Source organism: Streptomyces dioscori (assembly GCF_003024195.1).
In the GTDB taxonomy this organism is placed as follows: Bacteria; Actinomycetota; Actinomycetes; order Streptomycetales; family Streptomycetaceae; genus Streptomyces; species Streptomyces dioscori.
This window is the reverse complement of the sequence record NZ_KZ679038.1, coordinates 825,111-849,590: the sequence shown is the minus strand read 5'-3', so window position 1 is coordinate 849,590 and position 24,480 is coordinate 825,111. Positions and strand designations below refer to the sequence as shown.

Sequence of the window (24,480 nt, the reverse complement as noted above, 5' to 3'; positions counted from 1 at the left end):
GCCGCCTGACTGACGACGGGCCGAACGGATCCGGCCAATGCACGCCCGGTTCCCGGCCCTCGTGCAACTCCCGTCTCGCCCGGCGGCTCTTAAGTGGGTACGGGACGAGTCACGTAGGGAACGCACACGGGGGAACCATGCTCAAGTTCCATTTCACGGACGCAGATATGGCCCGTATCCGGATGGCGGGCGGCCCGGATCCGCTCTGGGAGCTGCTGCTCAGCCTGCATCTGCTCGGCGGGCACGACGGATCGGTCGTCTTCGGGGCGTGGAAGCGGCGTATCCGCAACCGCCTGCCCGGCAGCACCCGGCTGCTGCTCGACCTGGCGCCGCCCCGCGGGTATTCGGCCGACTTCCTCACTCCGGCGCCTGATCGAGGAGGACTGGAAACGGGTATCGACGCCGTCCTGTCCACCCCGCGCGGTGGCCTCAGACGTGACATCGCCCGGCTCGCCGCGGCCCGCAACCTCGGGGCGCGGACCCTGTCGCTGGCCGAGGCGGGTTCCGACGCGATGCGCAGCCTCGGCGCGGCCCTGCGCGGCTACTACGACGTCGCGCTGCGGCCGTACTGGGCCGAGGTGAGGAACGCGATCGAAGCGGATCGCGCTCTGCGGGCGCGGGCACTCCTGGACGGGGGCACCGAGGGCATGCTGTCCACCCTGCATCCCTCCCTGCGCTGGCAGCCCGGTGTCCTGACCGTGGCCAGCGCCTACGACCGCGACATCCGTCTCGACGGCCGCGGTCTGCTGTTGCTGCCCTCCTTCTTCTGCTGGCGGGCGCCCATCACGCTGCGCGACCCCGGTCTTCCTCCCGTGGTCGTCTATCCGGTCGCCCACGATCTCGGATGGTCGCGGGCCGATGACGGCAGGGGCCATGACGCCCGGGAGGCGCTGGGCACCCTGCTGGGGAGGACCCGCGCCGATGTGCTGGCGGCCGTCGCGGACCACGGCGGGTCGACCAGTGATCTGGCCCGGCGGCTCGTGGTCTCCCCGGCGTCGGTCTCGCAGCACGCCGCGGCACTGCGCGACTCGGGCCTGATCGTCACGCAACGCCGCGGACAGAGCGTGCATCACAGCGCCACCACCCTCGGGAGCGCGCTGCTGGAAGGCAACCTGCAGATTCCGCAGGAGCCCTCACGGAGTTGCTAGCGCAGGTGTGGCGCGGCGGCCGGGCGGGCGGCGGGACGCGGCGCCGTGGGTCGGGTCGGGCCGGGTCGGCCCGAGCTGGGCCGGGCTGTCGGGAGACCCCGCCCCGCGCCCGTACGCCGTCAGCGCTCCGCGGCGGGTTTCCGTGCCGGGGCGCGGTTGCCGTGCCAGTCCAGGATCAGGACCGTGGCGTCGTCGCTGAGGTTGCCCCGGCAGGCCTCCGAGACCGCGGCCGTCAGGGTCCGGACGGCCTCCCGGGGATGCAGCGCGCGGGTGTCATGGACGACCCCGGCCAGATCCACGGCGGCGGCACCGCGGTCCTGCATGCCGTCGGTGAGCAGTATCAGCCGGTCGCCGGCCCGCAGATGCAGTATCTGCTCGCGGTAGGGGATCGGCCCCGGCACGCCGAACGGCAGATTGACGGCGAGCTGGACCTCCTCGACCGCCCCGTCGCGCAGCCGCAACGGCCAGGGATGACCGGCGTTGACCAGTCGGCAGACACCCGACGCGAGGTCGACGCACAGCAGTTGCCCGGTGGCCAGACCCCGGCTGTGTTTCAGCAGGGCCTGATGGGCCTGCTGCGCCTGTCTGACCGGGTCGCAGCCACTGCGGCGGGCCCCGCGCAGCGCACCGAGGAGCAGGGTGGCGAGCAGCGCGGAATCGGTGTCGTGGCCCATGGCGTCGGTGATCGACAGATGCAGGGTGTCGCGGTCCAGCGTGTAGTCGTAGGTGTCGCCACCGATGTCGTCGGCGGGGACGAGACCCGCGGCGAGGGTGAACTGCGACGACTCGCAACTGGACGCCGTGGGGAGCAGCTGGTGCTGGATCTCCGCGGCCAGGCTGGTGTCGGTGGTGCGCCGACGCAGGTGGTACAGGTCGGTGAAACGGCGGTCCGTGACGATGATGTAGGCCAGCGCGTGGGCCGCCTCCCGCACCTGTCTCAGTACGGTGTCGTCCGCGTGCTGCAGAGTGACTTCGAGCACGCCGATGCAGTCCCCGCGGTTGGACACGGGCGTGATGATGCGCCGGCTGCCCTGGCTGTCCGCCTCCACGTCCTGGCGCTGGCTCTGCAGCACCGTGCCGTACACGCTGCCGTCGAGGTCGATCGGCTCGGTACGCTCCGCGACGTCGTCCTCGCCGGCCGCCGTCAGTCGTACGAGACGATGGCCGATGAGGTCGACGAACAGGAACGACACGTGCTCGGCACCGAACCGCTTCTGCAGGTTGCGTGCCACCACGTCGACCGACTCCCCGGGTGGTGCGGCCTCCGCAGAGGCCAACAGCTCACCCAATTCAAGATCTCCACCATCCACGACGACCTCCCATCGGATTCCGTTCCTTCTGCCCCGAGTTCCGCGGGCCTCACTTAATGTGACTCTTAACGGACGTTTTCTCGAACGTGTATTCGGTTGTCATGGGGATCGAGCGGACGGCCGAAGTGGACGTGGAAGGAGAAATCGAAGGGGAAACGGAAGTGGAAGTGGAGTCAGCGGTGCGGCGTGGCGGCACGGGGCGCAGTGCGCGGCTCGCGGCCCATGGAGCCGTTTCCACGGCCCTGGCCCTGCACAGCGACCGGGCGCTCCAGGAGCTCCTGGACGCCGCCGGGACGACCGGTACCGGCATCGGAGGCCGGACGACCCTGCTGGAGGTCGGCGGAACGCGGGTCTTCGTCAAGCGGGTGCCCCTCACCGACCTCGAACGGCAACCGGGGAACATACGCTCCACGGCGAACCTGTTCGAGCTGCCGCTCTTCAGCCAGTACGGCGTCGGCGGGCCGGGCTTCGGAGCCTGGCGAGAACTCGCCGTGCACACGATGACGACGAACTGGGTGCTCACGGGCGCGTACGACGGCTTTCCCCTGACGCACCACTGGCGGATCCTGCCGGACTCGGCGCCCCTGTACGGCGAACTGGCCGACGTGGCGGAGGCCGCGGCGAACTGGGGCACCGGCGGAGCGGCGGTCCGCCGGCGGATCGACGCCCTGCGGCGGTCCTCGGCGAGCATCGCGCTGTTCCTTGAGTACGTCCCGCAGAACCTGCACGAATGGCTCGGGCAGCAGCTGGCCGCCGGCGACGAGGCCGCAGAGCGGGCCTGCGCCCTGGTGGAGAGCGGCCTGGAAGCAGGCACCTCCTTCATGAGCAGCCGAGGTCTGCTGCACTTCGACACCCACTTCGAGAACATCCTCACCGACGGCGAGCGCCTCTACTTCGCGGACTACGGCCTCGCCCTCTCCTCCGGTTTCGAGCTGTCGCTGGAGGAGCGCGCCTTCTTCGACCGGCATCGCGGCTACGACCGCTTCTACTCGGCCGGCTATCTGGTGAACTGGCTGGTCGCCACGCTGCACGGGAGGGACAGGCGTGCGGCGCAGGTGCGGGCGTACGCCGAGGGCGAGCGGCCCACCGGGGTTCCGGCGGGGGTCGCGGCCGTCCTCAGCCGCGACGCGCCGCTCGCCGCGGTGATGGCGGACTTCATCCGCCGGCTCACGGACGAGAGCAAGCAGACGCCGTACCCGCTGGGAGAACTCCACCGGGTCGGCGCGGTCCGCGGCGCGTCCGGCAACTCTCCGGCGTGAGACCTGCGGCGCGAGGTGTGAGACCTGCGGCGCGAGGTGCGAGACCTGAGATGTGAGGTGTCAGGCGGGCAGCCACTTGTCCAGGGCGTCGATGAGCCGGTCGAGCGGCGGACGCTCGGCGGAGCGGTCCGTGACGACCGTGCGGCCGTCGAAGCGCAGCGTGTACCGGAACAGGTCGGCCGCGTTCTTGTCCACGGTGGACGCGGGCACGTCGTCCAGCGCAGGGTCCCCGAGCAGCGTACGCAACTGTGTGAACTGGGCCGCGCTGGTACGGCGTACCTCGGTGTCGCCCTCGTCGCTGGTGCGGACGGTGCCGTCGCCGCGCAGGACCACCTCCCGCCGCACACCGGCGAAGCCGCCGCCGACGGACATGGTCACCAGCTTCTGCCCCCGTCCTGCGGTGGGCACCGGAGACGGGCTCCCGGCAGGCGGGGCCGTGACCGAGGCGGAAGCCGCGTCCGTCGCGGAAGGGGGCGGGGCCGGGGTGGTGCTGGTGCTTGTGCTGGGGCTGGGGCTGGCAGGTTCACCGGGCGGGGAGGAGGAAGTTGAGGTCGTTGCGCCGGCCGAAGGATCCGACGACCGTGCCGCGTCCTCGCCGCCGTCTCCGGAACAACCGGCCAGGCTCAGTACGGCGGCCGCGCACACGGCCGCCGCCGTCGTCGTGCTCCTGGGCATCGCGCGCACGCCGCCTCCACCTGTCTTGCGCTCGTCGGACGGGAGCGACTGTCGGTCCCGGCTGCCATGCTGTCAGTTCTTCCGTCGTACGAGGAGGCCGCATGTCCGAGCCGTCCGTTCTCGCCGCGCTGGTGGCCGGGTTGCGGGGAGGGTCCATCGAAGTCGTCGACCTCACCTCGCCGTTGTCGTCGTCGACCCCGGTCCTCCAGCTGCCGCCGGAGTTCGGCCAGACCCAGGTGTTCACCCTGGAGGAGATCAGCAGGTACGACGACCGGGGGCCGGCCTGGTACTGGAACAACTTCCGCAGCGGCGAGCACACGGGTACCCATTTCGACGCCCCGAACCACTGGGTGACCGGCAAGGACCTCGCTGACGTGGCGTCCGTACCGGCGGGACGGCTGGTCGCGCCGGCCGCGGTGCTGGACTTCACCGCCGAGGCCGCCAAGGACCCGGACTTCCTCGTGGAGGTGGACCACGTGCGGCGGTGGGAGGCCGAGCACGGGCCGCTGCCCGACGGCGGCTGGCTGTTGCTGCGCACGGGGTGGGACGCCCGTTCGCACTCCCAGGAGGCGTTCCTGAACGCGGACGAGAACGGCCCGCACACCCCGGGACTGTCGCCGGAGTGCGCCCGCTGGGTGGCCGAGGAGTCGCCGGTGATCGGCCTCGGCGTCGAGACGGTGGGCACCGACGCCGGCGGCGGGCACGCCTTCGAGCCGGCCTTCCCGTGCCACTCGTACCTGATGGGCAGTGACAAGTACGGGCTCACCCAGTTGCAGAACCTGGCGGCGCTGCCCCCGACCGGCTCCGTCGTCGTCGCCGGACCGCTGCCCATCGTCTCGGGCTCCGGCTCCCCGGCCCGGGTGCTCGCCCTGGTGGAGCACTCATGAAGGTCGCGGAGGCCGTCGGACGGGCGTTGTACGCGGCCGGGGTCGGCCAGGTCTTCGGCGTCGTCGGGTCGGGCAACTTCCATCTGACCAACGCCATGGTCGCGGCGGGCGCGCGGTTCGTCGCCGCACGCCACGAGGGTGGCGCGGCGACCATGGCCGACGCGTACGCCCGCACGAGCGGCACGGTGGCCGCGCTGAGCGTCCATCAGGGGCCCGGCCTCACGAACGCCATGACCGGCATCGCCGAAGCGGCCAAGAGCCGTACGCCGCTGCTGGTGCTGGCGGCCGAGGTGACCGAGCAGAGGTCCAACTTCCACATCGACCAGGAGGCGCTGGCTCAGGCGGTGGGCGCGGTTCCGCTGCGGATCACCTCGGCCGGCCACGCGGTGGAGCAGGCCTGCGCGGCGGTCGCACGAGCCGTGCACGAGCGGCGGACCGTGCTGCTGAACGTTCCCCTGCCGGTGCAGTCCCTGGACGTGCCGGAGGGCGCCCTCGCGCAAGCGGCACCACCGGGGGAACGGGCGGCCGTGGAGCCGTCGCCGGACGACGTGGCGGCACTGGTGAGCGTCCTCGAACAGGCACGGCGGCCCCTCTTCGTGGCCGGCCGCGGAGCACGCTCACCGGGAGCGCGGGTCGCCCTCGAAGCGCTCGCCGACCGTTACGGGGCCCTGCTGGCGACGTCGGCCGTGGCGCGCGGCCTGTTCCACGGCAACCCCTGGTCGCTCGACGTGTCCGGAGGTTTCTCGTCCCCGCTGACGGCCGAGCTGATCGGGGCCGCGGACACGATCGTGGGCTGGGGCTGCGCCCTGAACATGTGGACGATGCGGCACGGCAGGCTGATCGGCGCGGACACGACCGTCGTACAGGTCGACGACGACGCCTCGGCGCTCGGCGCACACCGGGAGGTACGGCTCGGGGTCACCGGCGACGTGGAACTCACCGCGCGGCGCGCCCTGGGGACGGGCGGCGCCGCGACACGGCAGGGCTACCGGACCACCGCCACGGCCGAAGCCGTCACCGCACGTGTGCGCTGGCGGGACGTGCCGTACGAGGACGACGGCGGCCGTGAGCGGATCGACCCGCGCACGCTGAGCATCGCCCTCGACGACATCCTCCCCGCGGAGCGCGTGATCGGCGTCGACTCCGGCAACTTCATGGGTCACCCGAGCATGTACCTGTCGGTGCCGGACGAGAACGGACTGTGTTTCACCCAGGCGTTCCAGGCGATCGGACTGGGCCTCGCGACCGCGATCGGCGCGGCGCTCGCGCGGCCGGACCGGCTCGCGGTGGCGGCGCTCGGCGACGGCGGAGCCATGATGGGCGCCGCGGAGTTCGACACGGTGCGCAGGATCGGACTGCCGATGGTCGTGGTCGTCTACAACGACGACGCCTATGGGGCGGAGGTGCACCACTTCGGACCGGACGGACATCCCCTGGCGACGGTCGAGTTCCCGCCCACGGACATCGCCGCGGTGGCCCGGGGGTACGGCTTCGAGGCGGTGACCGTGCGCACGCCGACGGACCTGAAGGCCGTCGAGGACTGGGTCGCGGGACCCCGGTCCGCCCCCTTGCTCATCGACGCGAAGGTGACCCGGGACCACGGGTCGTGGTGGCTGGAAGAAGCGTTCCGCGGCCACTGACCGGACAGGCGGACCGGCGGCGGAAGCACAACCCCACGGCGTCTCATGCGTCTTCCTTGCAGGGGGTGCCATGGGAACGGAACAGCAAATCACCTACTTTTTAAGGGAGTTGGCGGACACCGGCCGACACGCGGACCCGGAGCGGCGCGCCGCGGCGGCGAAAGGCCTCGGCAGGACCGGCAGGCCCGAGCACGCCGGAGTCCTCACCGGGGCCGCCGCCGACCCCGTACCGGCGGTGCGCGCGGCGGCGGCCCTGGGGCTCGGCCGGCTCGGCGTCCCGGAGGCGGGCGGCACCGTGCTGCCGGAGCTGATGCGGGACACGGACCCGTGGGTGCGGCGCCGGGCCTCGGTCGCCGCGATCCGGCTGAAGCTGACGGGCCCGGCGGTCACGCGGGCGTTCGCGGACCTGCTCGGCGATCCGGACCACCACCTGAGGATCAACGCCCTGGACGGCCTGTACACGCTGGGCGTGGCGGGCGATGTCGCGGCGCTGGTACGGCTGCTCGGAGATCCGGAGGGCGCCGTGTGGGGACGGGCCCTGAGGGTGCTGTATCCGTTGCGCGACGACCCGGCCGTCCGCGCGGAGGTGATCCGCACGGCCCGGGAGGGCGAGGGTGCAGCCCGGGCGCAGGTCCTGCAGATGCTGCCCAGGAACTGCACCGAGCGGTTGCTCGTCTCGCTGCTCACCGGACTGCGCGACCCGTCCACCGAGGTGCGGTACGCGGTGGCCCGGCGGCTGCTCGACCTGGAAAGGAACTCGGTGCGGGACGCCCTGTTCGAGGCCCTGCGGACGGAGCGGAACCCGGAGGTCGCGGGCCTGCTGCTGAGCGGACTCGGGCGGCGTGGTGAGCGGCTGATGACCGACCTCGCGGTGCGGTGGCTCGGCGACCCCCGGGCCGGACGGCAGGCCGCGGGCGCTCTGGGAGACCTCGACACCGGGAGCGCGAGGGAGCATCTCCGCGGAGCCCTCGCCGACGGGAAGCTGCCGGCGAGCACCAGGGGAGCCGCCGCACGGGAGGTGGGCAGGGCGGGACGATGGGACGCGGTGTGGCTGCTGATCCCGCTGCTCGACGATCCCGAGGCGGACGTGCGCACGGGCGCGATCGGCGGCCTTGGCGCACTCGTCCGCGACGGCCTCCGCTTCTGGGAACGGCGCCCCGTGGCGGACGCGCTCACCGCCCACCTCGCATCGGGCAGGGACGAGACGTGGCGCACGTCGAACGCCCTCGACGGCCTGGACGAGGCTCTTCCTGCCCTGCGCCGCCTGGCGGCCGAGGCGGCCTCCGAAGAGATCCGGGCTGCCGCGCGCGAACTGGTGGACGCGGCCGAAGCCGACTGACGCGGACGAGCCGGCCCGACGGGGCGGAACTCGCATGCGCTTACGCCCGGTTGGGTCCTGTCGGCCCCCCGGCTCGTACTCGTTTGCGATCATGAGGCCCGTCATCGACATACGAGGAGTTGATCCGTGATGCCGGCCGTTCCCGCCGATCCCGACGTGGTGCATCCGATGCCCGAGCAGCCCCGTGTGGTGCTGTTGCGTCCCCTGGTCACCTCGCCGTTGATCGAGGTGGGGGAGTACTCCTACTACGACGATCCGGACGACCCGACGGCCTTCGAGACCCGCAGCGTGCTGTATCACTACGGGCCGGAGAAGCTGGTGATCGGTAGGTACTGCGCGCTGGGCGAAGGTGTGCGGTTCATCATGAACGGGGCCAACCACCGGATGGACGGTCCCTCGACGTTCCCCTTCCCGATCATGGGAGGGGACTGGGCCGAGCACTTCGATCTGATCACCGGGCTGCCCGGCAGGGGCGACACCGTGGTCGGCAACGACGTCTGGTTCGGGTACCGGACCACGGTGATGCCCGGGGTCCGGATCGGCCACGGGGCGATCATCGCCTCCGGGGCCGTCGTGGTCGACGACGTGCCCGACTACGGCATCGTCGGCGGCAACCCGGCCCGGCTCCTGCGGCGCCGGTACGCCGACGAGGACATCGCCCGGCTGCTGGCCGTCGCCTGGTGGGACTGGCCCGCCGAGCACATCAGCGAGCATGTCCGGACCATCATGTCCGGCAGTGTCGACGACCTTGAGGCCGCGGCGCCCGGCCCGGCGTAGGACGGGCCTACGCCCGGGAGTAGTCGGGCCTGGGAGCGGCGCCTTCGCTCCGCAGCGCCGCGTCCATGGCGTGCAGGCGGCGCTGCTGAAGCGAGCTGTTGTAGATGCCGCAGCCGATGAAGACCACGGTGAGCAGCGCGAGGCCGATGGTCTGGCGCAGCCCGCCGGTCGCGGCCGTCAGGACGGTGACCGAGACGAAGAGGACCGTGAGGAAGACCAGGGCCGGCTTGCGGTGACGTGTGCGGTGCAGTCGCTGGGTGACCAGCGCGCGCATGCCGTCGCGTTCCGGCGGGTCGGTGGGGACGTCGCCCTTGCGCAGCTTCCGGTCCAGCACGACGAGACCGTCCGTGCTGCCGGCGGCCCGCTTCTCCTTGCGCCGGGCGAGGAGTACGGCGGCGATGCCTCCGACCGAGATGACGGTCGTGCGGATCACGACGGAGAGTACGGAGGGCCCTGGGAACAGAAGAACGATCAGGGCGCTGCCGGCGAGGACCGACAGGACGAACTGCAGCCAGATGTGTTTGCCGAGCAGGGTGTTGACGCGTTCCATGGTCCGTCACTCCTGGGTTTCGGATCGGTGCCGCGTCAGACCCGGGTCCGCCGGCGGACGGTCGCGACACGCAGGGACAGGGTGATGGCGAGGAGGACCCAGGCCACGGCGGAGTAGGCCCAGTCGGACGTTCCGTTCGCCACGCCGAAGACACTCCATACGGCCCACAGGGCCAGGACGGTGCACAGCGCGGTCCACGCGATGTCCATGAGGCGCACCCGCAGCTGCCCGCGCTGCCTGGTGCCGCGCTCCAGGGTGCCCAGCTCGGACGGCGGTGTCGCTCTGCCTCGCAGTGCCATGACTCGTCTTCCCTTCCTCGTCCACCCGTGTTCGTACGGGTCCGCCCGTGTTCGTACGGGGTTTCCGCGTACCCCGCGTCACGGTCCGCAACCGGTCAAGTCGGGCATGACAAGCGGACGTTGACAGTCCGGAGGTCCGGACATGCCCGCTCGTGCCCGGCCCGGACGCTCCACGCGTCCCGCGCCTGCCGTATTTGTGAGCTTTATCTGTTTAACATGCGGTGATCCACTTCCTGCGGCCCCGTGACCGGGTCGCACGCAGCCGGTGGGTCCGTTGTGCGTGTCGTCAACCGCGAGAGGAGGCCTCCATGGCCCCAGCAGGCCGTCGCAGAGCGCTGACGCAGGACACCTCGTCACGGCACGACCCCGAACTGCGCGCCGCCGCACGGCATTTCGGGCGCCGCCGGTTCCTCACGGTGACCGCCGCGACCGCCGCCCTCGCCTTCGGCACCAACCTGCCGGCCCGGGGCGTGGCGGGCTCCGGGGAACTGGACGCGGCGAGGATCCCCACCGATCCGTTCACGCTCGGCGTCGCCTCCGGAGACCCGCTTCCCAGCTCCGTGCTGCTGTGGACCCGGCTCGCGCCCACCCCGTACGAGCCCGGCGGCGGTCTGCCCGGCCAGTACGTGGCCGTCGAGTGGGAGGTGTCCACCGACGAACTCTTCGCGCTGATCGTCCGCAGGGGCACCGCCGTCGCCTTCCCGGAGTACAACCACAGCCTGCACGTGGAGGTCGAGGGCCTCGACGCCGGCCGCGTCTACTACTACCGGTTCAGGACCGGGACCTGGATCAGCGACACCGGCCGTACCCGCACGGCGCCCGCCACCGCCGCCGCCGTCGGGAAGCTCACCTACGCGGCCGTGGCCTGCCAGGCGTACCACGACGGGTACTTCACCGTGCACCGCCATCTCGCCCAGGACGACGTCGACCTGGTCCTCCACCTCGGCGACTACCTCTACGAGTACGCCGTCAACTCCGTGGGCGGCGCGCGCGACTACACGGACCGCAGGCTGCCCGACCTCTACAACCGGGAGACCAAGACCCTCGACGACTACCGGCTGCGCTACGCCCTCTACAAGAGTGATCCGGATCTGCGGGCGGCCCACGCGGCGCATCCCTTCGTCGTCACCTGGGACGACCACGAGACCGAGAACAACTACGCGGGCGCGATCAGCGAGAACAACGACCCGACGCAGGAGTTCCTGCTGCGGCGCGCGGCGGCCTACCGGGCGCACTGGGAGAACCAGCCCCTGCGCAACGCCCAGATGCCCAACGGCCCGGACTCACAGCTCTACCGCCGGCTCCAGTGGGGCACCCTCGCCCAGTTCGACGTCCTCGACACCCGCCAGTACCGCTCCGACCAGGCGTACGGGGACACACTGCACGCCCCCGGTCCCGAGACGGACGACCCGGCACGCTCCATCACGGGCGCGGCGCAGGAGAAGTGGCTGCTCGACGGCTGGCGTGCCTCGCGGAACCTGTGGAACGTCATGGCGCAACAGGTGTGCTTCTCGCAGCGCAGGTTCGACGTCGGCGCCGAGGCGCGGACGTCGATGGACGCCTGGGACGGCTACCGTGCCTCGCGCCGGCGCGTCCTCGACGGCGCGGACTCCGCCGGGGTCGACAACCTGCTCGTCATGACGGGGGACGTGCACGTCGGGTACGCCTTCGACATCAAGGAGGACTTCGACGACCCGGCGTCGAAGACGCTGGGCACGGAGATCGTCGCCACCTCGGTCGCGAGCGGCAAGGACGGCGCGGACCGGCCCGGCAACTGGGACACGTATCTCAAGGCCAACCCGCACCTGAAGTTCTACAACGGGCGGCGCGGTTATGTGCGGGTCGCCCTGGACCGTGCGAAGGCCCGGGCCGACTACCGGACCGTCTCCGCCGTGACGACGCCCGGCGCACCGGTCACGACCGCCGCGTCCTTCGTGACCGAGGCGGGCGATCCGGGCCTCGAACCCGTCTGACGAGCGCGGCCCGCCCCACCGCCACCCCTCCCTCGAACGGTCGCGGGACATCAGTACCCGGAGAGGGTACTCCCCGGCATCCGGTACTCCGCCGGGCGGGTCCTTCGTGTCGTCCGAAGCGCCGAACTACGAGAAACCGGACATTTTCTGAGCCCATGTCGGCAAGGTCTAGATCCCCGAGAACGAGGAGTCACCCGATGGTCCCCAGACACGCCGGCGGAGCCGCCCGGACCGCCCTGACCGTGCTCGGCGCACTCGCGCTCACCGCGCTGCCCGCGGCCGCGGCCGCGGCCGCCGAGCCCCCCGCGCCGGCGCCGTCCTCCGCGCAGACGCTCGGCGCCGACCGGCCCTCGGCCGTCGTCCTGCGCGCGATGCAGCGCGACCTGCGGCTGACGGGCCCGCAGGCCAAGGCGCGCCTGGTGAACGAGGCCGAGGCGGGCACCCGCGCCGGCCGGCTCCAGAACGTACTGGGCAAGCACTTCGCGGGCGCCTGGGTGCACGGCACGACCTCCGCCGGTCTGACCGTCGCCACCACCGACGCCGCCGGTGTCGCCGCCATCAAGGCCGACGGGGCGCAGGCCAAGGTCGTCAAGAACGCGCTGAAGGACCTGAACACCGTCAAGTCGAAGCTGGACGCCGCCGCGGCCGGCACGTCCCTCGACACGCCGGTCCGGTACGTCGACGTACGGACCAACCGCGTGACGGTGCAGGCGACGAGTCGTACCGCCGCCGACAAGCTCGTCGCGGCCGCCGGGATCGACCGGCGGCTCGTGGACGTCAAGGTCTCGGCGGACCGGCCGCGCGCCCTGCACGACGTCCGGGGCGGTGACGCCTACTACATCGACGAGAAGGCCCGCTGCTCGGTGGGCTTCTCCGTGACCAAGGGGGAGCAGCAGGGGTTCGCCAGTGCCGGGCACTGCGGGAAGGCGGGCGCCAAGACCACCGGCTTCAACAAGGTCGCCCAGGGCACCTTCGAGGCCTCGGTCTTCCCCGGCCAGGACATGTCCTGGGTGAGCGTCAACAGCGAGTGGACCGCCACGCCCACCGTCAAGGGCGAGGGCGACACGAACGTGCAGGTCGCCGGCTCCGTCGAGGCGCTGGTCGGCGCGGCGATCTGCCGCTCCGGCTCCACCACCGGCTGGCACTGCGGCACGATCGAGCAGCACGACACCACCGTGAGCTACGCCGAGGGCGACATCAACGGAGTGACCCGTACGACCGTGTGCGCGGAACCGGGTGACTCCGGTGGCTCCTACATGTCCGGCACGCAGGCCCAGGGCGTCACCTCCGGCGGCAGCGGCGACTGCAAGGCCGGCGGCATCACCTTCCACCAGCCCGTCAACCCGCTGCTCACCACGTACGGACTGACGCTCAAGACCGCCACGGGCCAGAGCGGCACGCCCGCCCCGGCGGACGGCCAGACCGTCGGCTGGACCACGGGCCGGGTGTACGAGACCGGGACCCGGGTGACCTACGACGGTGTCTCGTACCAGTGTCTGCAGACGCACCAGGCACAGGGAGTGTGGCAGCCCCGCCTCACGCCGGCCCTGTGGCAGCGCCTCTGACGGTCACTCGGCCGCGGGCCGCGACGGCGCGAGGTGCCTGTCTCCGGACACGGCCCTCGCGCCTTCGTCATGTGCCGGGTGACTCCGGCCGTGTCTCACATCCCCGCCAGCAGCGCGTACGCCGTCGTCACGAAGGTGTCGCGGGCCCGGAAGCGGCGGGTGCACACGGCCGCCAGCGCCGTTCCCGTATCGGGTCTGAAGCCCAGGAAGGCCTGTTGGCCGAGCGTGGCCCCGCAGTGGAAGTACATCGGGCCATGGCCGGTGGGGTGCTGGAACCAGGCGACGGTGTGCACATGCCGGTGGCCCCGGCCGCGCCGCAGGACCGGACGGCGTACCGCACGCAGGGCGTCGGACAGGCTGCCCGCGGCAGGGCTCAGGCCCGACGGTTCCAGGTGTGCTTCGAGGAACGTCAGCAGGTCGGGCGGGGTGGCCCGGACGGCGCCCGCCGACTGGAAACCGCCGACGGACAACGGGCGCACGGGAGTTGTGCCGTCCTTGCGGTGTCCCGTGGCGTCGGTGTCCGGGCCGCCGGGCCGCAGCGCGGTGCCGCTCAGACCGAGCGGCCGCAGCACCTGGCCGCCGAGCAGGTCGTCCCAGGGTGTCGCGGTGGCCGCGGCCAGGGCGTGACCGAGCACGGCGACACCGAAGTTGGAGTAGCGCCAGCGGGTGCCGGGCCGCCGGTGCTGCCGGTGGCGCAGGAAGGCGTCGATCACGCGCCGGTCCGGGTAGGCGGCGTACGGGTCGGTGCGCCAGGTCGGCAGGGCCCGGCGGAAGAAGTCGGCGGGCAGGGCGGGAAGTCCGGAGGTGTGGGTGATCAGGTGCGCGAGGGTGACGGGGTCCCGGCCGGCGCTCCGGACGGGGTCCAGACACACGGCGGCCGGCTCACCGGCGGACAGGGTGCCCGACTGCGTCAGCCGGGCCAGCAGCAGTCCGGTGAACGTCTTGGAGGCCGAGCCGATCTCGTAGCGCAACTGCTCGCGGGGCACGGGCGGGGGCGGCCCGGTGCCACCGCCGCGCACCGTGCGGTGACCGTCCTGGGAGAGGGCGAAGACGACATCGGGCGCGTCCACGGCACTGACGGCGTCGTCGAGCAGGTCCCGTACCGTCCCGCCGTCCGGGGGCCGCTGCTGCGCGGTGCGGTACGGGAGTTCACCCCTCAGGCCGAGCGGAACCCCCGGCCAGGGGTCGGGTCGTCGGGTCATGCCGGTGCGTGCGCCAGCTGTGTCAGGGCGCGGGACGTGGCCAGTACGGAGGCGAAGGCGGCGACGAGCGTCGGGTGGTAGACGAGGTCGAACAGTTCCTCGGGAGTGCCCTCGGGCATCGTGCGCACGGCGGGCATCGCCCCGTCGGGCGCCTGGGCGGCGGCGAAGCCTTCCCAGGCCCGCTCGTCGAGGGTGGGGCGCGGCAGACAGGCGTCGACGACGAGCAGCTCGCCGAGCAGGTCCCAGCGTTCCAGGTCGAGCCAGTCGTCCAGCCAGACCGGCAGCCAGGTGGCGAGGTAGTCGGCGAGCGGAGCCGGTATGCCGTCGGGGTTCTCGCCCCAGTCGGTGAGGTGGAAGACGGCGTGCGTGATGTCGTAGGCGATGTGCCCTTCGACGGTCCAGGGTTCGGGGGTGCGCCCGAGCCAGGTCCTGCCGATCACCTCGGACTCCGGCGGCCTGGCCGGCAGCCCGAAACGGCGCTGGAACGCGGAGAGGCCGAGCCGGCGCGTCGGCGGCAGTTCGAAGGCGTGGAAGCTCTCCAGCCGCTGGTTGAGCCGGAAGGCCTCTTCGGCCTCGGGGTGGCTGTAACCCAGTTCCTTGAACGGGAGATAGACCTCGAAGGGGATGGGGGAGAGGGGCTCGATGCGCTGGCCGCGGACCAGCATGCGGCCGCCGTCCAGCGTGTCGCGCCAGGCGTGGTCGAGCAACTGCCGGGCCAGCTGGGCCTGTCGGGAGCCGGCCACGCCCTCACGGAACAGCACCTTGCAGATGAGGGCCAGTTCGCCGACCGGTTTGAAGCGTTCCAGGAAGCCCACCTCCGGGTCGACGTCCTGCTCCAGACGGAATCCGTCCCGGTGGGCGTGCAGCCACTCCAGGGCGCCGGTCCCGACGGTGTGGATGAGGCGGGTGCTGGTCATCTCGACACTCCTTGCCCGCCCTGTCCCGGCTGCGCCGCGCGGGTCGCGTGGACGGCGTGCTCGAAGACGCGCGCCTTCCCCGGCGGCGCGCTCAAGCGGTCGGTGGTCAGTACGGCGGCGAAGGCCGTCATCAGGGTGGAGTGGTAGCAGCCGACGAAGTCGTCCGCGACCGGCAGGCCCTCTCGCCCCGAACCCACCTCCGGGACCGCGCCGGAGGCGTCCTGGGCGAGGGCGAGCCGCGCCCAGGCCTCCCGGAGCATGTCGATGTCCGGTGGGCCCGGCAGACTGCCGGCCACGGCCAGCAGTTCACAGCTCAGATCCCACTGCTCGTCCTCCAGGCAGGTGTCCAGCCACGGCGGCAGCCACTGGTGGAGGTAGTCGGCGACCTGCGGCGGGATACCCGGCGGGGTCAGGCCCCAGTCCGTGAGGTGGAAGACCACATGGGTGAGCGTGTACCCGGCGGCCCGTTCGAACGTCCAGGGTTCGGGCAGACCGCCCAGCCAGGTGCGCCCGAGCGCCCGGTCCGTCTCGGCGTGCTGCGGGATGCCGCCGCGGCGCTCGGAGTTGAGGACGCTGAGGCGCCGGTTGGGTTCCTGCTCGGTCACCTGCCAGCCGCGGGTGCGGGCGACCGTCGCGGTGGCCCGCTCGTAGGCGGAGTGGCGCAGTCCGGCGGACGCGAAGGCCGCGTAGATCTCCAGCGGGTACGTGGCGAACGGTTCGAGGCGCTGCAGTTCGAGGAAGAGGTCGCCCTGCCCGGTCTGCCGCCAGGCGAAGGCCAGCAGGTCGCGGGCGGCCTCGTGCAGCTGGTCGTCGGTCCCGGTGTGCCTGCGGATGCTGACGCACACCTGGGCCAGTTCGCCGAGCGGCTTCCAGGTGAAGTTCACATCGGCGTGCTCGGCGAGTGCGTCGTCGCCCAGTGCGAACTCGCCGCGATGGGCGGACACCCACGTCATCGCGTCCTCGGCGAGCCCTCGGACGTCGCGCGCCGTCACACCGGCGCCCCGGTCCGCATCAGCCGCGCCGCCTCGACCTGCAGCAGCACGCGTGGATCCGCGGAGCCCATCTGCGCCACGAACGCGAGGCCGTTCTCCAGTCCGAGCGTGTCCGGCACGCCGTCGAGGAGGGCCAGCCAGCGGCCCGCGCCCGCGGCCTGCAGCCAGTCGCGGCGACGGACGGCCCGGACGAACCCCCGGGCCACGTCGGCGGGGCGGCCACGGGCCACGCGTGTCACCGCGCAGTCCCCGCCGGGCACCGCGAGCGGGGCCAGTACGGCGAGTTGATGGGTCAGTGACTGCCACGAGGCACCGTCGAGCCAGGCCGCCCGGGGTTCCGTGTCATGCCCCGAGGAATGCCCGAAGGAATGCCCCGAGGAGCCGTTGTGCCCCGGTGTGCCGGGGCGGGCCGCGTCCGGCGTCCCGCGCAGTCGCAGAAGAGTCCGGTTCATGGCCCAGTGGCTCCACGTGGAGGTGGGTGAGGCGTCAGCGGGAGGCGGATAGGCGTGCACGGCCCCGCTGAACACGGCGAGGTCGTCCGGTTCGGGAGGGGTGTGGCGCAGAACGTTCGGCAGGACGGCATCGGCCCCCACCACCCGTACGGCGGCGAGGGTCAGTTTGTCGGCCGCCTCCGGTCCGCCGGCTCCTGGGACGCTGCCGGCCAGCCCGAACGGGCCCCCGCTCCGAAGAGCGGAGACCAGTTCTGACGTCAGGCCCTGCACTGCGTCCGCCAGGCGGGTAGAAGTGCCTGACTGTTCCATGTGTCTGTCCCGTCAGCCCTTCTTCGGCCGCGGAGTCGGGGGCGACAGCAGGAGCGATGTCGACCCGGACGTCAGGGCGAGCGCCGCGCACTCGCGGCTGTCACGGTACGAGCCGTCGGCCTCGACCGGGTCGAGAGCCGCTTCGACGTCCACGCCCTGGACCTCGGTGAGCTCGTCGGTCAGAAACTCGGTGGAAGACATACCACCATCCCCTTTGCGAGAGACATGTTCTTCTCGGTTCTCGAAGGTACGGGTGACCGTTATGGCAGGAGTTATTCATAGAAGTTGCATTTGTCTGATCCGGTCGCCCTTTCAACTTCTCCCGCATCGCGCCCCACCTGCCGCATTCCGGCAACAACCAGCACGTCAGAGGGCGTAGTTCAGTCATGTTCCGCCGACCCCCGGCCACGGGAGAATGTGCTGGTGACTCCCGTGAGGACCGAGATACCCGCTGAAGTACCGCCCGTAGTACCGCGTTCAAGGAATCGCGGACAGCTGATCGGCGCCGCGGCCGTCGCCACCGTGTGCGCGCTGGCGGCGGCATGGCTGCTGCTGATCAGCACGCCCGCGGCGATCGCCGAGGGGCACGCCTTCAGGACGGCGTCCCGCTGCGCCTCGAACGACAGCGCGTCGGACGACAGTGCTTCCGGCGGCAGCGCGTCCGACGACTGTCTGCGGACCGTGGGCGCGCGCATCGACCGCACCGAGGACGTACGGGGCCGTAAGACACCCTCGTACCGGCTGTACGTCGTGGAGGCGGACGGGACCGAGGGGCGTGCCACGCTCGGAGGCAGTCCCTCGGAGCGTCCGGCCGCCACCTCTGGAGCGGACGTCCAGGTGACGTACTGGCGAGGACAGATCCGGTACGTCGACCTCGCAGCCGGGCGCAAGTACTCCCACGCGGACCCGCGCGACGACTACAAGCCCGTCGCCACCGCGGGTCTCGCCATCGGCCTCTACGGCACGGGCTTCCTCTGGTGCTGGCTCTGGATGGCGCTGCACTCACGGGTGGCGAAGAGGGCGCACCCGTGGGACATCGGCCTGCCCTTCCTGGCAGCCGTCTGCCTGGCACTCGTCGGCGCGTTCGCCCCGTGGGCCACCGACGACATGGGGGCGGCGCTCCTCCTCGTCGGAGAGGCGACCGCGGTCGCGGTCGCCGTGTGCGCGGTGACCGCCGTACTCCTGCGCCGACGCCGGCGCGGTGACGACAGCATCGACGTGCCGCCCGTTGTGCCCACGGAGGAGCAGCACTTCCCGGGCCGGATCGTGGGCGGGGTCCCCTACGCGGAGCACGGCACCCACCTGCTGGCCGCCCCCGGTCTCCTGGCGACGACCATGGGCCACCCGGGCGTGGCGCACCGCCGGGCGGTACCGCGCACCCTGACCCCGCTGCGCGTCCGCCATCCGTACTGGTCGGACCCCTCTCCGACGGACCTTCGGGGCCAGGCCTGGGTCCTGGAGTGCGAGGACGAGGGCGTACCGGTGCTGATCGTCGTCCACCGGCAGCACATGCCGTGGGTGCTGGGCGCCCTGACACCGCGACCGTGAACCTCCCGGTGACCGTCGGCCGGTCCGAAGGGCGGCGGTAATCCGCAGGCCTCGGGGTAGAGGGTCGTCGACCAGTCCCCGTTTGAGAAGGTGCCGAGAATGACCGACGACGCCTACCTGTTCCTGCTCGACGACGCGGCCGTGCGGCTCGGCGTGCCCCCGGCCGCCGTCGGTGACCTCGCCTGCATGGAGACTCCCGCGGTACGAGCCTGGCTGGACGCCCAGGGAACGACGGCGACCGCGCCGGAACTGCGTCTGCTGCCGCCGGAGGAGACGGGCGCCGTTCCCGGCGGAGCGGAGCGGCTGCCGGTGCCGCTGAGCGACGAGGAGCTGGGCCGGGTGCGCGCACGGACCGGCCCCGAGGCGATCGCGCGGGTCGAGGAGCAGCTGCTGTCGTACCGCGACATCACGGACGGCCGCGACGAGCTGATCGGACGGGCGCTGGCCGCGGGGGTGGCACCGCACCGCATCGTGGAGCTGACCGGCGAGGACCCGGCGACGGTCACGGCCGCGGCCGGCGGCTGACCAGTCGGTTCCGGCGTGCGGGAACGTGTGACGGGCCGCAGCCTGGATACGTGAGCTGCGAGGTCCGAATGCCGTCGGAAGGTCATGAACAGCATGGGCAGCCCGAGAAACAGCCCGAAGAACAGCCCGAAAAGCGGCCTGAACAGCAGCCCGGCGAACGGCTCGGCCGTGGACGACGGGACCGCTGACGGCGGCACCCCACGGGGCGAACGCATCCCCTCGTCACCCGATCGCCACCACTCCGAGGTGACGCTGCGGGTGAACGGCAGACCGCGCACGCTCGTCGTCGACCACCGCTCCGTCCTGCTGGACGTGCTGCGCGAGCAGCTGCGTCTCACGGGCGCCAAGAAGGGCTGCGACCACGGCCAGTGCGGCGCCTGCACGGTCCTGGTGGACGGCCGCCGCGTCAACAGCTGCCTGCTGCCCGCCGTGGCCCAGGACGGCTACGACATCACGACGGTGGAAGGACTCGCCGGCGGTGCCGGTGCAGCTGAGAGTGACCGTGACGGCGAGGAACGGCCGGCCGACGGCGAGCTGCACCCGCTGCAGCGCGCCTTCATCGACCGCGACGCCTTCCAGTGCGGCTACTGCACACCCGGACAGCTCTGCAGCGCCGTCGGCGCGATCGCCGAGGCCGAGTCCGGTCACCCCTCACACGTGACGGACCCCGAAACCCCGTCAGGGGAGCCCGTGCCGCTCGATCCGGACGAGATCCGCGAGCGGCTCAGCGGCAACCTCTGCCGCTGCGGCGCCTATCCGAACATCGTGCGGGCCGTAGAGGACGTGATCCGGTGAAACCCCTCGCCTACGCGCGCGCCGGCAGTGTCGAGGAGGCCGCCGAGCTGTACGCGGCCCACCCCGGCGCCCGCTATCTCGGCGGCGGCACCAACCTGGTGGACCTGATGAAACTCGGCGTGGAGGAACCGTCCACGCTGGTCGACGTCAGCAGGCTGCCCCTCGACACGGTGGAGGAGCTGCCCGACGGATCCGTACGGATCGGCGCCACGGTCCGCAACAGCGACCTCGCCGCCCACCCCACGGTCCGCGACCGCTACCCGGCACTCTCCCAGGCCCTCCTGGCCGGGGCCTCGGGACAGCTGCGCAACGCGGCCACCACCGGCGGCAATCTGCTGCAGCGCACCCGCTGCCCGTACTTCCAGGACACCGACAAACCCTGCAACAAGCGCGCTCCCGGCTCCGGTTGCGGCGCCCTGGACGGCGTACACCGTGATCACGCGGTGCTCGGGCACTCACCGCAGTGCATCGCCACGCATCCCTCCGACATGGCCGTGGCACTGGCCGCCCTGGACGCGGCCGTCGAACTGCACGGCGCCGACGGGCCGCGGACCGTTCCCGTCGCGGAGTTCCACCGGCTGCCCGGGGACCACCCCGAACAGGACACGGTGATCCGCCCCGGGGAACTCATCACCGGTGTCGTCCTGCCGGGCGCCACGGCCGGACTGCCCTCGCTGTACCGCAAGGCCCGCGACCGGGCCTCGTACGCCTTCGCCCTCGCCTCCGTAGCCGCCGTGCTCGACGTGGAGGGCGGTGTCGTGCGGCAGGTCGGCCTCGCCTTCGGGGGAGTGGCCCATCGCCCCTGGCGGGCCCGGCTCGCCGAAGAGGCATTGCTGGGCGCCGCGCCGACGACGGCCGCGTTCGAGCGGGCCGCCGACCTCGAACTCGCCGCGGCCCGGCCGCTGCGCGACAACGGCTACAAGGTCAGGCTGGCCCGCAATCTCGCGGTGGACGCCCTGCGGCGGCTCGCGCCGCCCACCAGCACCTGACCGGACGCCGGCACCTGACCGGAAACCAGCACGTGACCGGACACCAGCAGAAGGAGCAGTCATGGCCGACACCGGCACCGCGCTGGGCGCGCCCGCCGAGCGCCGGGAGGGCCGGGACAAGGTCACCGGCAGCGCCCGCTACGCCGCCGAGCAGACCGACCCCGGCAGGGCGCACGCCTGGCCGGTGGTCGCCGGGATCGCCCGGGGAACGGTCCGTACCGTCGACGCGGAGGCCGCCCTGGCGCTGCCCGGGGTCCTCTCCGTCCTGACGCACGAGAACGCGCCCCGGCTCGCCCCCGCCGACGATCCGACGCTCTCCGTGCTGCAGGATCCGCGCGTGCCGCACCGCGGCTGGTTCGTCGCGCTGGTCGTCGGCGAGACCCTGGAGGCGGCCCGCGCGGGCGCCGCCGCGGTCCGGGTCGCGTACGACGTGGAGGAACACGACGTCACCCTGACCGACGACCACCCCGAGGCCTACGCGCCCGAGGAGGCCAACGGCGGATTCCCCGCGCGCCGCGAACAGGGCGACCCCGAGGGCGCGTTCGCGTCCGCCGAGGTCCGCGTCGACTCCCACTACCGCGTACCGCCGCTGCACAACCACCCCATGGAGCCGCACGCGGCCACCGCCCGCTGGGACGGCGACCGGCTCGTCGTGCACGACTCCAGCCAGGGCGCCACGACCGTACGCGCCACCCTGGCCTCGCTGTTCGAGCTGTCCGAGGACGACGTCACCGTCATCAGCGAGCACGTCGGCGGCGGCTTCGGGTCCAAGGGCACCCCGCGGCCCCATGTGGTGCTCGCCGTGATGGCGGCACGGGAGACCGGACGTCCCGTCACCGTCGCACTGCCCCGGCGCTTCCTGCCCGCGGTCGTCGGCCACCGGGCGCCCACCCTGCACCGGCTCCGCCTGGGCGCCACCGCCGACGGCACCCTCACCTCGACCCTCCACGAGGTCACCACCCACACCTCCCGCATCAAGGAGTTCGTGGAGCAGGCCGCCGTACCGAGCCGGATCATGTACGCGGCACCCCACCGGCTCAGCTCCCACCGGGTGGTCCCCCTCGACGTGCCCAGCCCGTCCTGGATGCGCGCACCCGGCGAGGCACCGGGCATGTACGTCCTGGAGTCGGCCATGGACGAACTCGCCGTCGCGGCCGGTCTGGACCCCGTGGAACTGCGCATCCTCAACGAGCCGGACACCGAACCCGACAGTGGCAAACCGTTCAGCAGCCGCCACCTCGTCGACTGCCTGCGGGAGGGCGCGCGGCGCTTCGACTGGGCAGCACGCGACCCCCGCCCCGGGATCCGTGCCGAGGGCCCACTCCTGGTCGGCACGGGGGTGGCCTCCGCCACCTACCCGGTGATGGCGAGCCCGGCGCAGGCGGAGGCACACGCGACTCCCGACGGCGGCTTCGTCGTCCGTATCAACGCCACCGACATCGGCACCGGCGCCCGTACCGTCCTCGCCCAGGTCGCCGCCGACGCACTCGGCGTCCCCCTGGACCGCGTACGCACCGACATCGGCAACAGCGACCTGCCGTCCGCGCCACTGGCCGGCGGCTCGTCCGGCACGGCGTCCTGGGGCTGGGCCGTCCACGAGGCGTGTACGCGGCTGGCCTCGACCCTCGCCGAACACAGCGGCCCCCTGCCGTCCGAAGGGCTCAGGGCGCACGCCGACACGGCGGGCACCGCCGACGCAGACAACCCCTACGCCCGGCACGCCTTCGGCGCCCACTTCGCCGAGGTCACCGTCGACACGGTCACCGGAGAGGTCCGGGTACGCCGACTGCTGGGCGTCTACGCCGCCGGACACATCCTCAACGCCCGTACCGCGCGCTCCCAGTTCATCGGCGCCATGACCATGGGCCTGGGCATGGCACTCACCGAGAGCAGCACCATGGACGCCGCGTCCGGCGACTTCGTGGAGCGCGACCTCGCCGCCTATCACGTCCCGGCCCACGCCGACGTGCCCGACATCGAGGCGCACTGGATCGACGAGGACGACCCGCATCTCAACCCGATGGGCAGCAAGGGCATCGGCGAGATCGGCATCGTCGGCACGGCCGCCGCCATCGGCAACGCCGTCCACCACGCCACGGGCGTCCGCCACCGCGAACTGCCCCTGACCCCGGACCGGGTGCTCGCGGGCCTGTAGGCAGACCCTCTCGCTCGCGGGCAGACCCCGCCGATCCCTACCCCGGCGGGGTGAGGCACCGGCCGGCCGCGGTCCGCATACTCGGTGTCATGAACAAGCACGGGCACCTCGCCGAGTTCCTCCAGGCACGCCGGAGCCGACTGCGCCCCGAGGACGTGGGGTTGCGGACCTACGGCGAGCGGCGCCGCGTGCCGGGGCTGCGCCGGGAGGAACTCGCGATGCTCGCCGGCATCAGCGCGCCCTACTACACCCGCCTGGAACAGGGCCAGTCCCGCAACGCCTCGCGCGAGGTGCTCGACGCGGTGGCGAGCGCCCTGCGACTGGACGACTCAGAGCGCGCCCATCTGCACACCCTGGCCGGTGCGCCGAGGCGGCGCGGGCCCGGCGCACGGCCACGTCCCGAACGCCTCACTCCCGCGACGCGTGCCCTGCTGGCGGCCGTCGACGGTACCCCCGCCCTGGTGATCGGCCGCCGCAGCGACGTCCTGGCCTGGAACCGCCCGGGGCACGGCCTGTTCGCGGGACACCTCGATCCGGACAGCCCGGACGATCCCGGCGGCGCGGGCCGTCCGGGGCGGCGGCCGAACATGGCCAGGCTGGTGTTCCTGGGCGCGCACACCCGCGACCTGTACGTCGACTGGCCCGCCAAGGCCAGGGCCGTCGTGGGGAACCTGCGGCTGACGGCCGGACGCCACCCGGACGACCCGCTGCTGGCCGCACTGATCGGTGAACTGACCATGCGCAGCCGGGAGTTCGCCACACTGTGGGCCGACCACCGGGTGCTCGCCTGCGATGTCGCCGACTACGAGATGCGCCATCCACTGGTCGGGACGCTGACCGTCACCCAGCAGACACTGCAGAGCCCGCAGGGGGACGGCCCGTCCCTGGTGGTGGCCACCGCCGACCCCGGCTCCCCGTCCGCGGCGGCCCTGGCGCTGCTCGCCCATGCCACCGCGCCCCGGGACGCGGACCGGCCGCACCGCGCCGCCGAGTCCCACACGCTCTGACCCGTTGACCTGCCGCGCCGCCTGACCCGCGTCCTTCGCGGGGCGGTCGCCGGTCGCACCCTCACGCCCTCTCACCGAGGCGCCCTCGACCACGGCGCCGCACCACGGCTGCCGCATGCCCGAAACCAGACAAGAAGTCAGACAAGAAGTCAGACAAGAAGTCAGAG

At 72.3% G+C, this 24,480-nt stretch carries 23 protein-coding genes; 14 read left to right on the top strand and 9 right to left on the bottom strand.

The features are described from left to right. Positions 1–137 precede the first annotated feature (137 nt). Positions 138–1,148 (top strand): ArsR/SmtB family transcription factor, encoded by a 1,011-nt coding sequence (locus C6Y14_RS03695; RefSeq protein WP_107014944.1) that lies wholly within the window; start codon positions 138–140, stop codon positions 1,146–1,148. Between the two features lie 119 nt (positions 1,149–1,267). Here C6Y14_RS03695 and C6Y14_RS03690 read toward each other — a convergent pair whose 3' ends face one another. After that, entirely contained in the window at positions 1,268–2,458 is a 1,191-nt protein-coding gene (locus C6Y14_RS03690; protein ID WP_107014943.1) for a PP2C family protein-serine/threonine phosphatase, read from the bottom strand. A 161-nt stretch (positions 2,459–2,619) separates the two neighbouring features. Between C6Y14_RS03690 and C6Y14_RS03685 the strand changes: the two genes are divergently transcribed. After that, the gene (locus tag C6Y14_RS03685) at positions 2,620–3,717 is read left to right on the top strand and encodes a protein kinase family protein (RefSeq protein WP_225890865.1); all 1,098 of its coding nucleotides are present in this window, start codon (positions 2,620–2,622) and stop codon (positions 3,715–3,717) included. 60 nt (positions 3,718–3,777) lie between these two features. On the opposite strand, the gene C6Y14_RS44805 is transcribed toward C6Y14_RS03685, so the two are convergent. Continuing rightward, on the bottom strand, positions 3,778–4,125 hold the full coding sequence (locus C6Y14_RS44805) for a hypothetical protein (protein WP_225890864.1): 348 nt from the start codon (positions 4,123–4,125) through the stop codon (positions 3,778–3,780). 368 nt (positions 4,126–4,493) lie between these two features. On the opposite strand from C6Y14_RS44805, the gene C6Y14_RS03675 reads away from it, so the two are divergent. From C6Y14_RS03675 to C6Y14_RS03660, 4 genes are all read left to right on the top strand, one after another. Further along, positions 4,494–5,279: a cyclase family protein gene (locus C6Y14_RS03675; protein WP_107014942.1), complete on the top strand. Its 786-nt coding sequence runs from the start codon at positions 4,494–4,496 to the stop codon at positions 5,277–5,279. Beyond that, on the top strand, positions 5,276–6,919 hold the full coding sequence (locus tag C6Y14_RS03670) for a thiamine pyrophosphate-binding protein (RefSeq protein ID WP_107014941.1): 1,644 nt from the start codon (positions 5,276–5,278) through the stop codon (positions 6,917–6,919). The genes C6Y14_RS03675 and C6Y14_RS03670 overlap by 4 nt, the downstream gene beginning before the upstream one ends. A gap of 70 nt (positions 6,920–6,989) precedes the next feature. Continuing rightward, entirely contained in the window at positions 6,990–8,258 is a 1,269-nt protein-coding gene (locus C6Y14_RS45480) for a HEAT repeat domain-containing protein (RefSeq protein ID WP_107014940.1), read from the top strand. 129 nt (positions 8,259–8,387) lie between these two features. Beyond that, a complete protein-coding gene (locus tag C6Y14_RS03660; protein ID WP_107014939.1) occupies positions 8,388–9,035 on the top strand; it encodes a CatB-related O-acetyltransferase in 648 nt (215 codons plus the stop codon). Positions 9,036–9,042: 7 nt separating this feature from the next. Here C6Y14_RS03660 and C6Y14_RS03655 read toward each other — a convergent pair whose 3' ends face one another. Together C6Y14_RS03655 and C6Y14_RS03650 are read right to left on the bottom strand one after the other, a co-directional pair. Then, a complete protein-coding gene (locus C6Y14_RS03655) occupies positions 9,043–9,585 on the bottom strand; it encodes a hypothetical protein (RefSeq protein ID WP_107014938.1) in 543 nt (180 codons plus the stop codon). A gap of 35 nt (positions 9,586–9,620) precedes the next feature. Then, positions 9,621–9,884, bottom strand: coding sequence for a hypothetical protein (locus C6Y14_RS03650; protein WP_107014937.1), 264 nt, complete (start codon positions 9,882–9,884; stop codon positions 9,621–9,623). Positions 9,885–10,192: 308 nt separating this feature from the next. On the opposite strand from C6Y14_RS03650, the gene C6Y14_RS03645 reads away from it, so the two are divergent. Next, complete coding sequence (locus tag C6Y14_RS03645) at positions 10,193–11,857, top strand: alkaline phosphatase D family protein (protein WP_107014936.1); 1,665 nt, start codon at positions 10,193–10,195, stop codon at positions 11,855–11,857. Between the two features lie 197 nt (positions 11,858–12,054). After that, positions 12,055–13,422: an alpha-lytic protease prodomain-containing protein gene (locus C6Y14_RS03640; RefSeq protein ID WP_107014935.1), complete on the top strand. Its 1,368-nt coding sequence runs from the start codon at positions 12,055–12,057 to the stop codon at positions 13,420–13,422. Positions 13,423–13,517: 95 nt separating this feature from the next. On the opposite strand, the gene C6Y14_RS03635 is transcribed toward C6Y14_RS03640, so the two are convergent. The 5 genes from C6Y14_RS03635 to C6Y14_RS03615 are packed head-to-tail and all read right to left on the bottom strand — an operon-like array spanning position 13,518 to position 17,495. Further along, positions 13,518–14,624 carry a serine hydrolase domain-containing protein gene (locus tag C6Y14_RS03635; protein WP_107014934.1) on the bottom strand — a complete coding sequence of 369 codons (1,107 nt, stop codon included), beginning with the start codon at positions 14,622–14,624 and terminating at the stop codon, positions 13,518–13,520. Further along, entirely contained in the window at positions 14,621–15,541 is a 921-nt protein-coding gene (locus C6Y14_RS03630; RefSeq protein WP_107014933.1) for a DUF6895 family protein, read from the bottom strand. Before C6Y14_RS03630 ends, C6Y14_RS03635 begins: the two co-directional genes overlap by 4 nt. After that, entirely contained in the window at positions 15,538–16,494 is a 957-nt protein-coding gene (locus tag C6Y14_RS03625; protein WP_225890900.1) for a DUF6895 family protein, read from the bottom strand. The genes C6Y14_RS03630 and C6Y14_RS03625 overlap by 4 nt, the downstream gene beginning before the upstream one ends. A gap of 35 nt (positions 16,495–16,529) precedes the next feature. After that, entirely contained in the window at positions 16,530–17,294 is a 765-nt protein-coding gene (locus C6Y14_RS03620) for a hypothetical protein (RefSeq protein WP_107014932.1), read from the bottom strand. A 12-nt stretch (positions 17,295–17,306) separates the two neighbouring features. Further along, positions 17,307–17,495, bottom strand: a complete 189-nt coding sequence (locus tag C6Y14_RS03615; RefSeq protein WP_107014931.1) for a hypothetical protein — start codon at positions 17,493–17,495, stop codon at positions 17,307–17,309. Positions 17,496–17,717: 222 nt separating this feature from the next. Here C6Y14_RS03615 and C6Y14_RS03610 point away from each other — a divergent pair, with 222 nt between their 5' ends. From C6Y14_RS03610 to C6Y14_RS03585, 6 genes are all read left to right on the top strand, one after another. After that, positions 17,718–18,842: a hypothetical protein gene (locus tag C6Y14_RS03610; RefSeq protein ID WP_159074157.1), complete on the top strand. Its 1,125-nt coding sequence runs from the start codon at positions 17,718–17,720 to the stop codon at positions 18,840–18,842. A gap of 99 nt (positions 18,843–18,941) precedes the next feature. Beyond that, a complete protein-coding gene (locus tag C6Y14_RS03605; protein WP_107014929.1) occupies positions 18,942–19,367 on the top strand; it encodes a DUF6003 family protein in 426 nt (141 codons plus the stop codon). Between the two features lie 93 nt (positions 19,368–19,460). After that, entirely contained in the window at positions 19,461–20,162 is a 702-nt protein-coding gene (locus tag C6Y14_RS03600) for a (2Fe-2S)-binding protein (protein ID WP_107014928.1), read from the top strand. After that, entirely contained in the window at positions 20,159–21,151 is a 993-nt protein-coding gene (locus tag C6Y14_RS03595) for an FAD binding domain-containing protein (protein WP_107014927.1), read from the top strand. Before C6Y14_RS03600 ends, C6Y14_RS03595 begins: the two co-directional genes overlap by 4 nt. 61 nt (positions 21,152–21,212) lie before the next feature. Further along, a complete protein-coding gene (locus tag C6Y14_RS03590) occupies positions 21,213–23,306 on the top strand; it encodes a xanthine dehydrogenase family protein molybdopterin-binding subunit (RefSeq protein WP_107014926.1) in 2,094 nt (697 codons plus the stop codon). An 89-nt stretch (positions 23,307–23,395) separates the two neighbouring features. Further along, complete coding sequence (locus tag C6Y14_RS03585; protein WP_107014925.1) at positions 23,396–24,313, top strand: helix-turn-helix domain-containing protein; 918 nt, start codon at positions 23,396–23,398, stop codon at positions 24,311–24,313. Positions 24,314–24,480 lie beyond the last annotated feature (167 nt).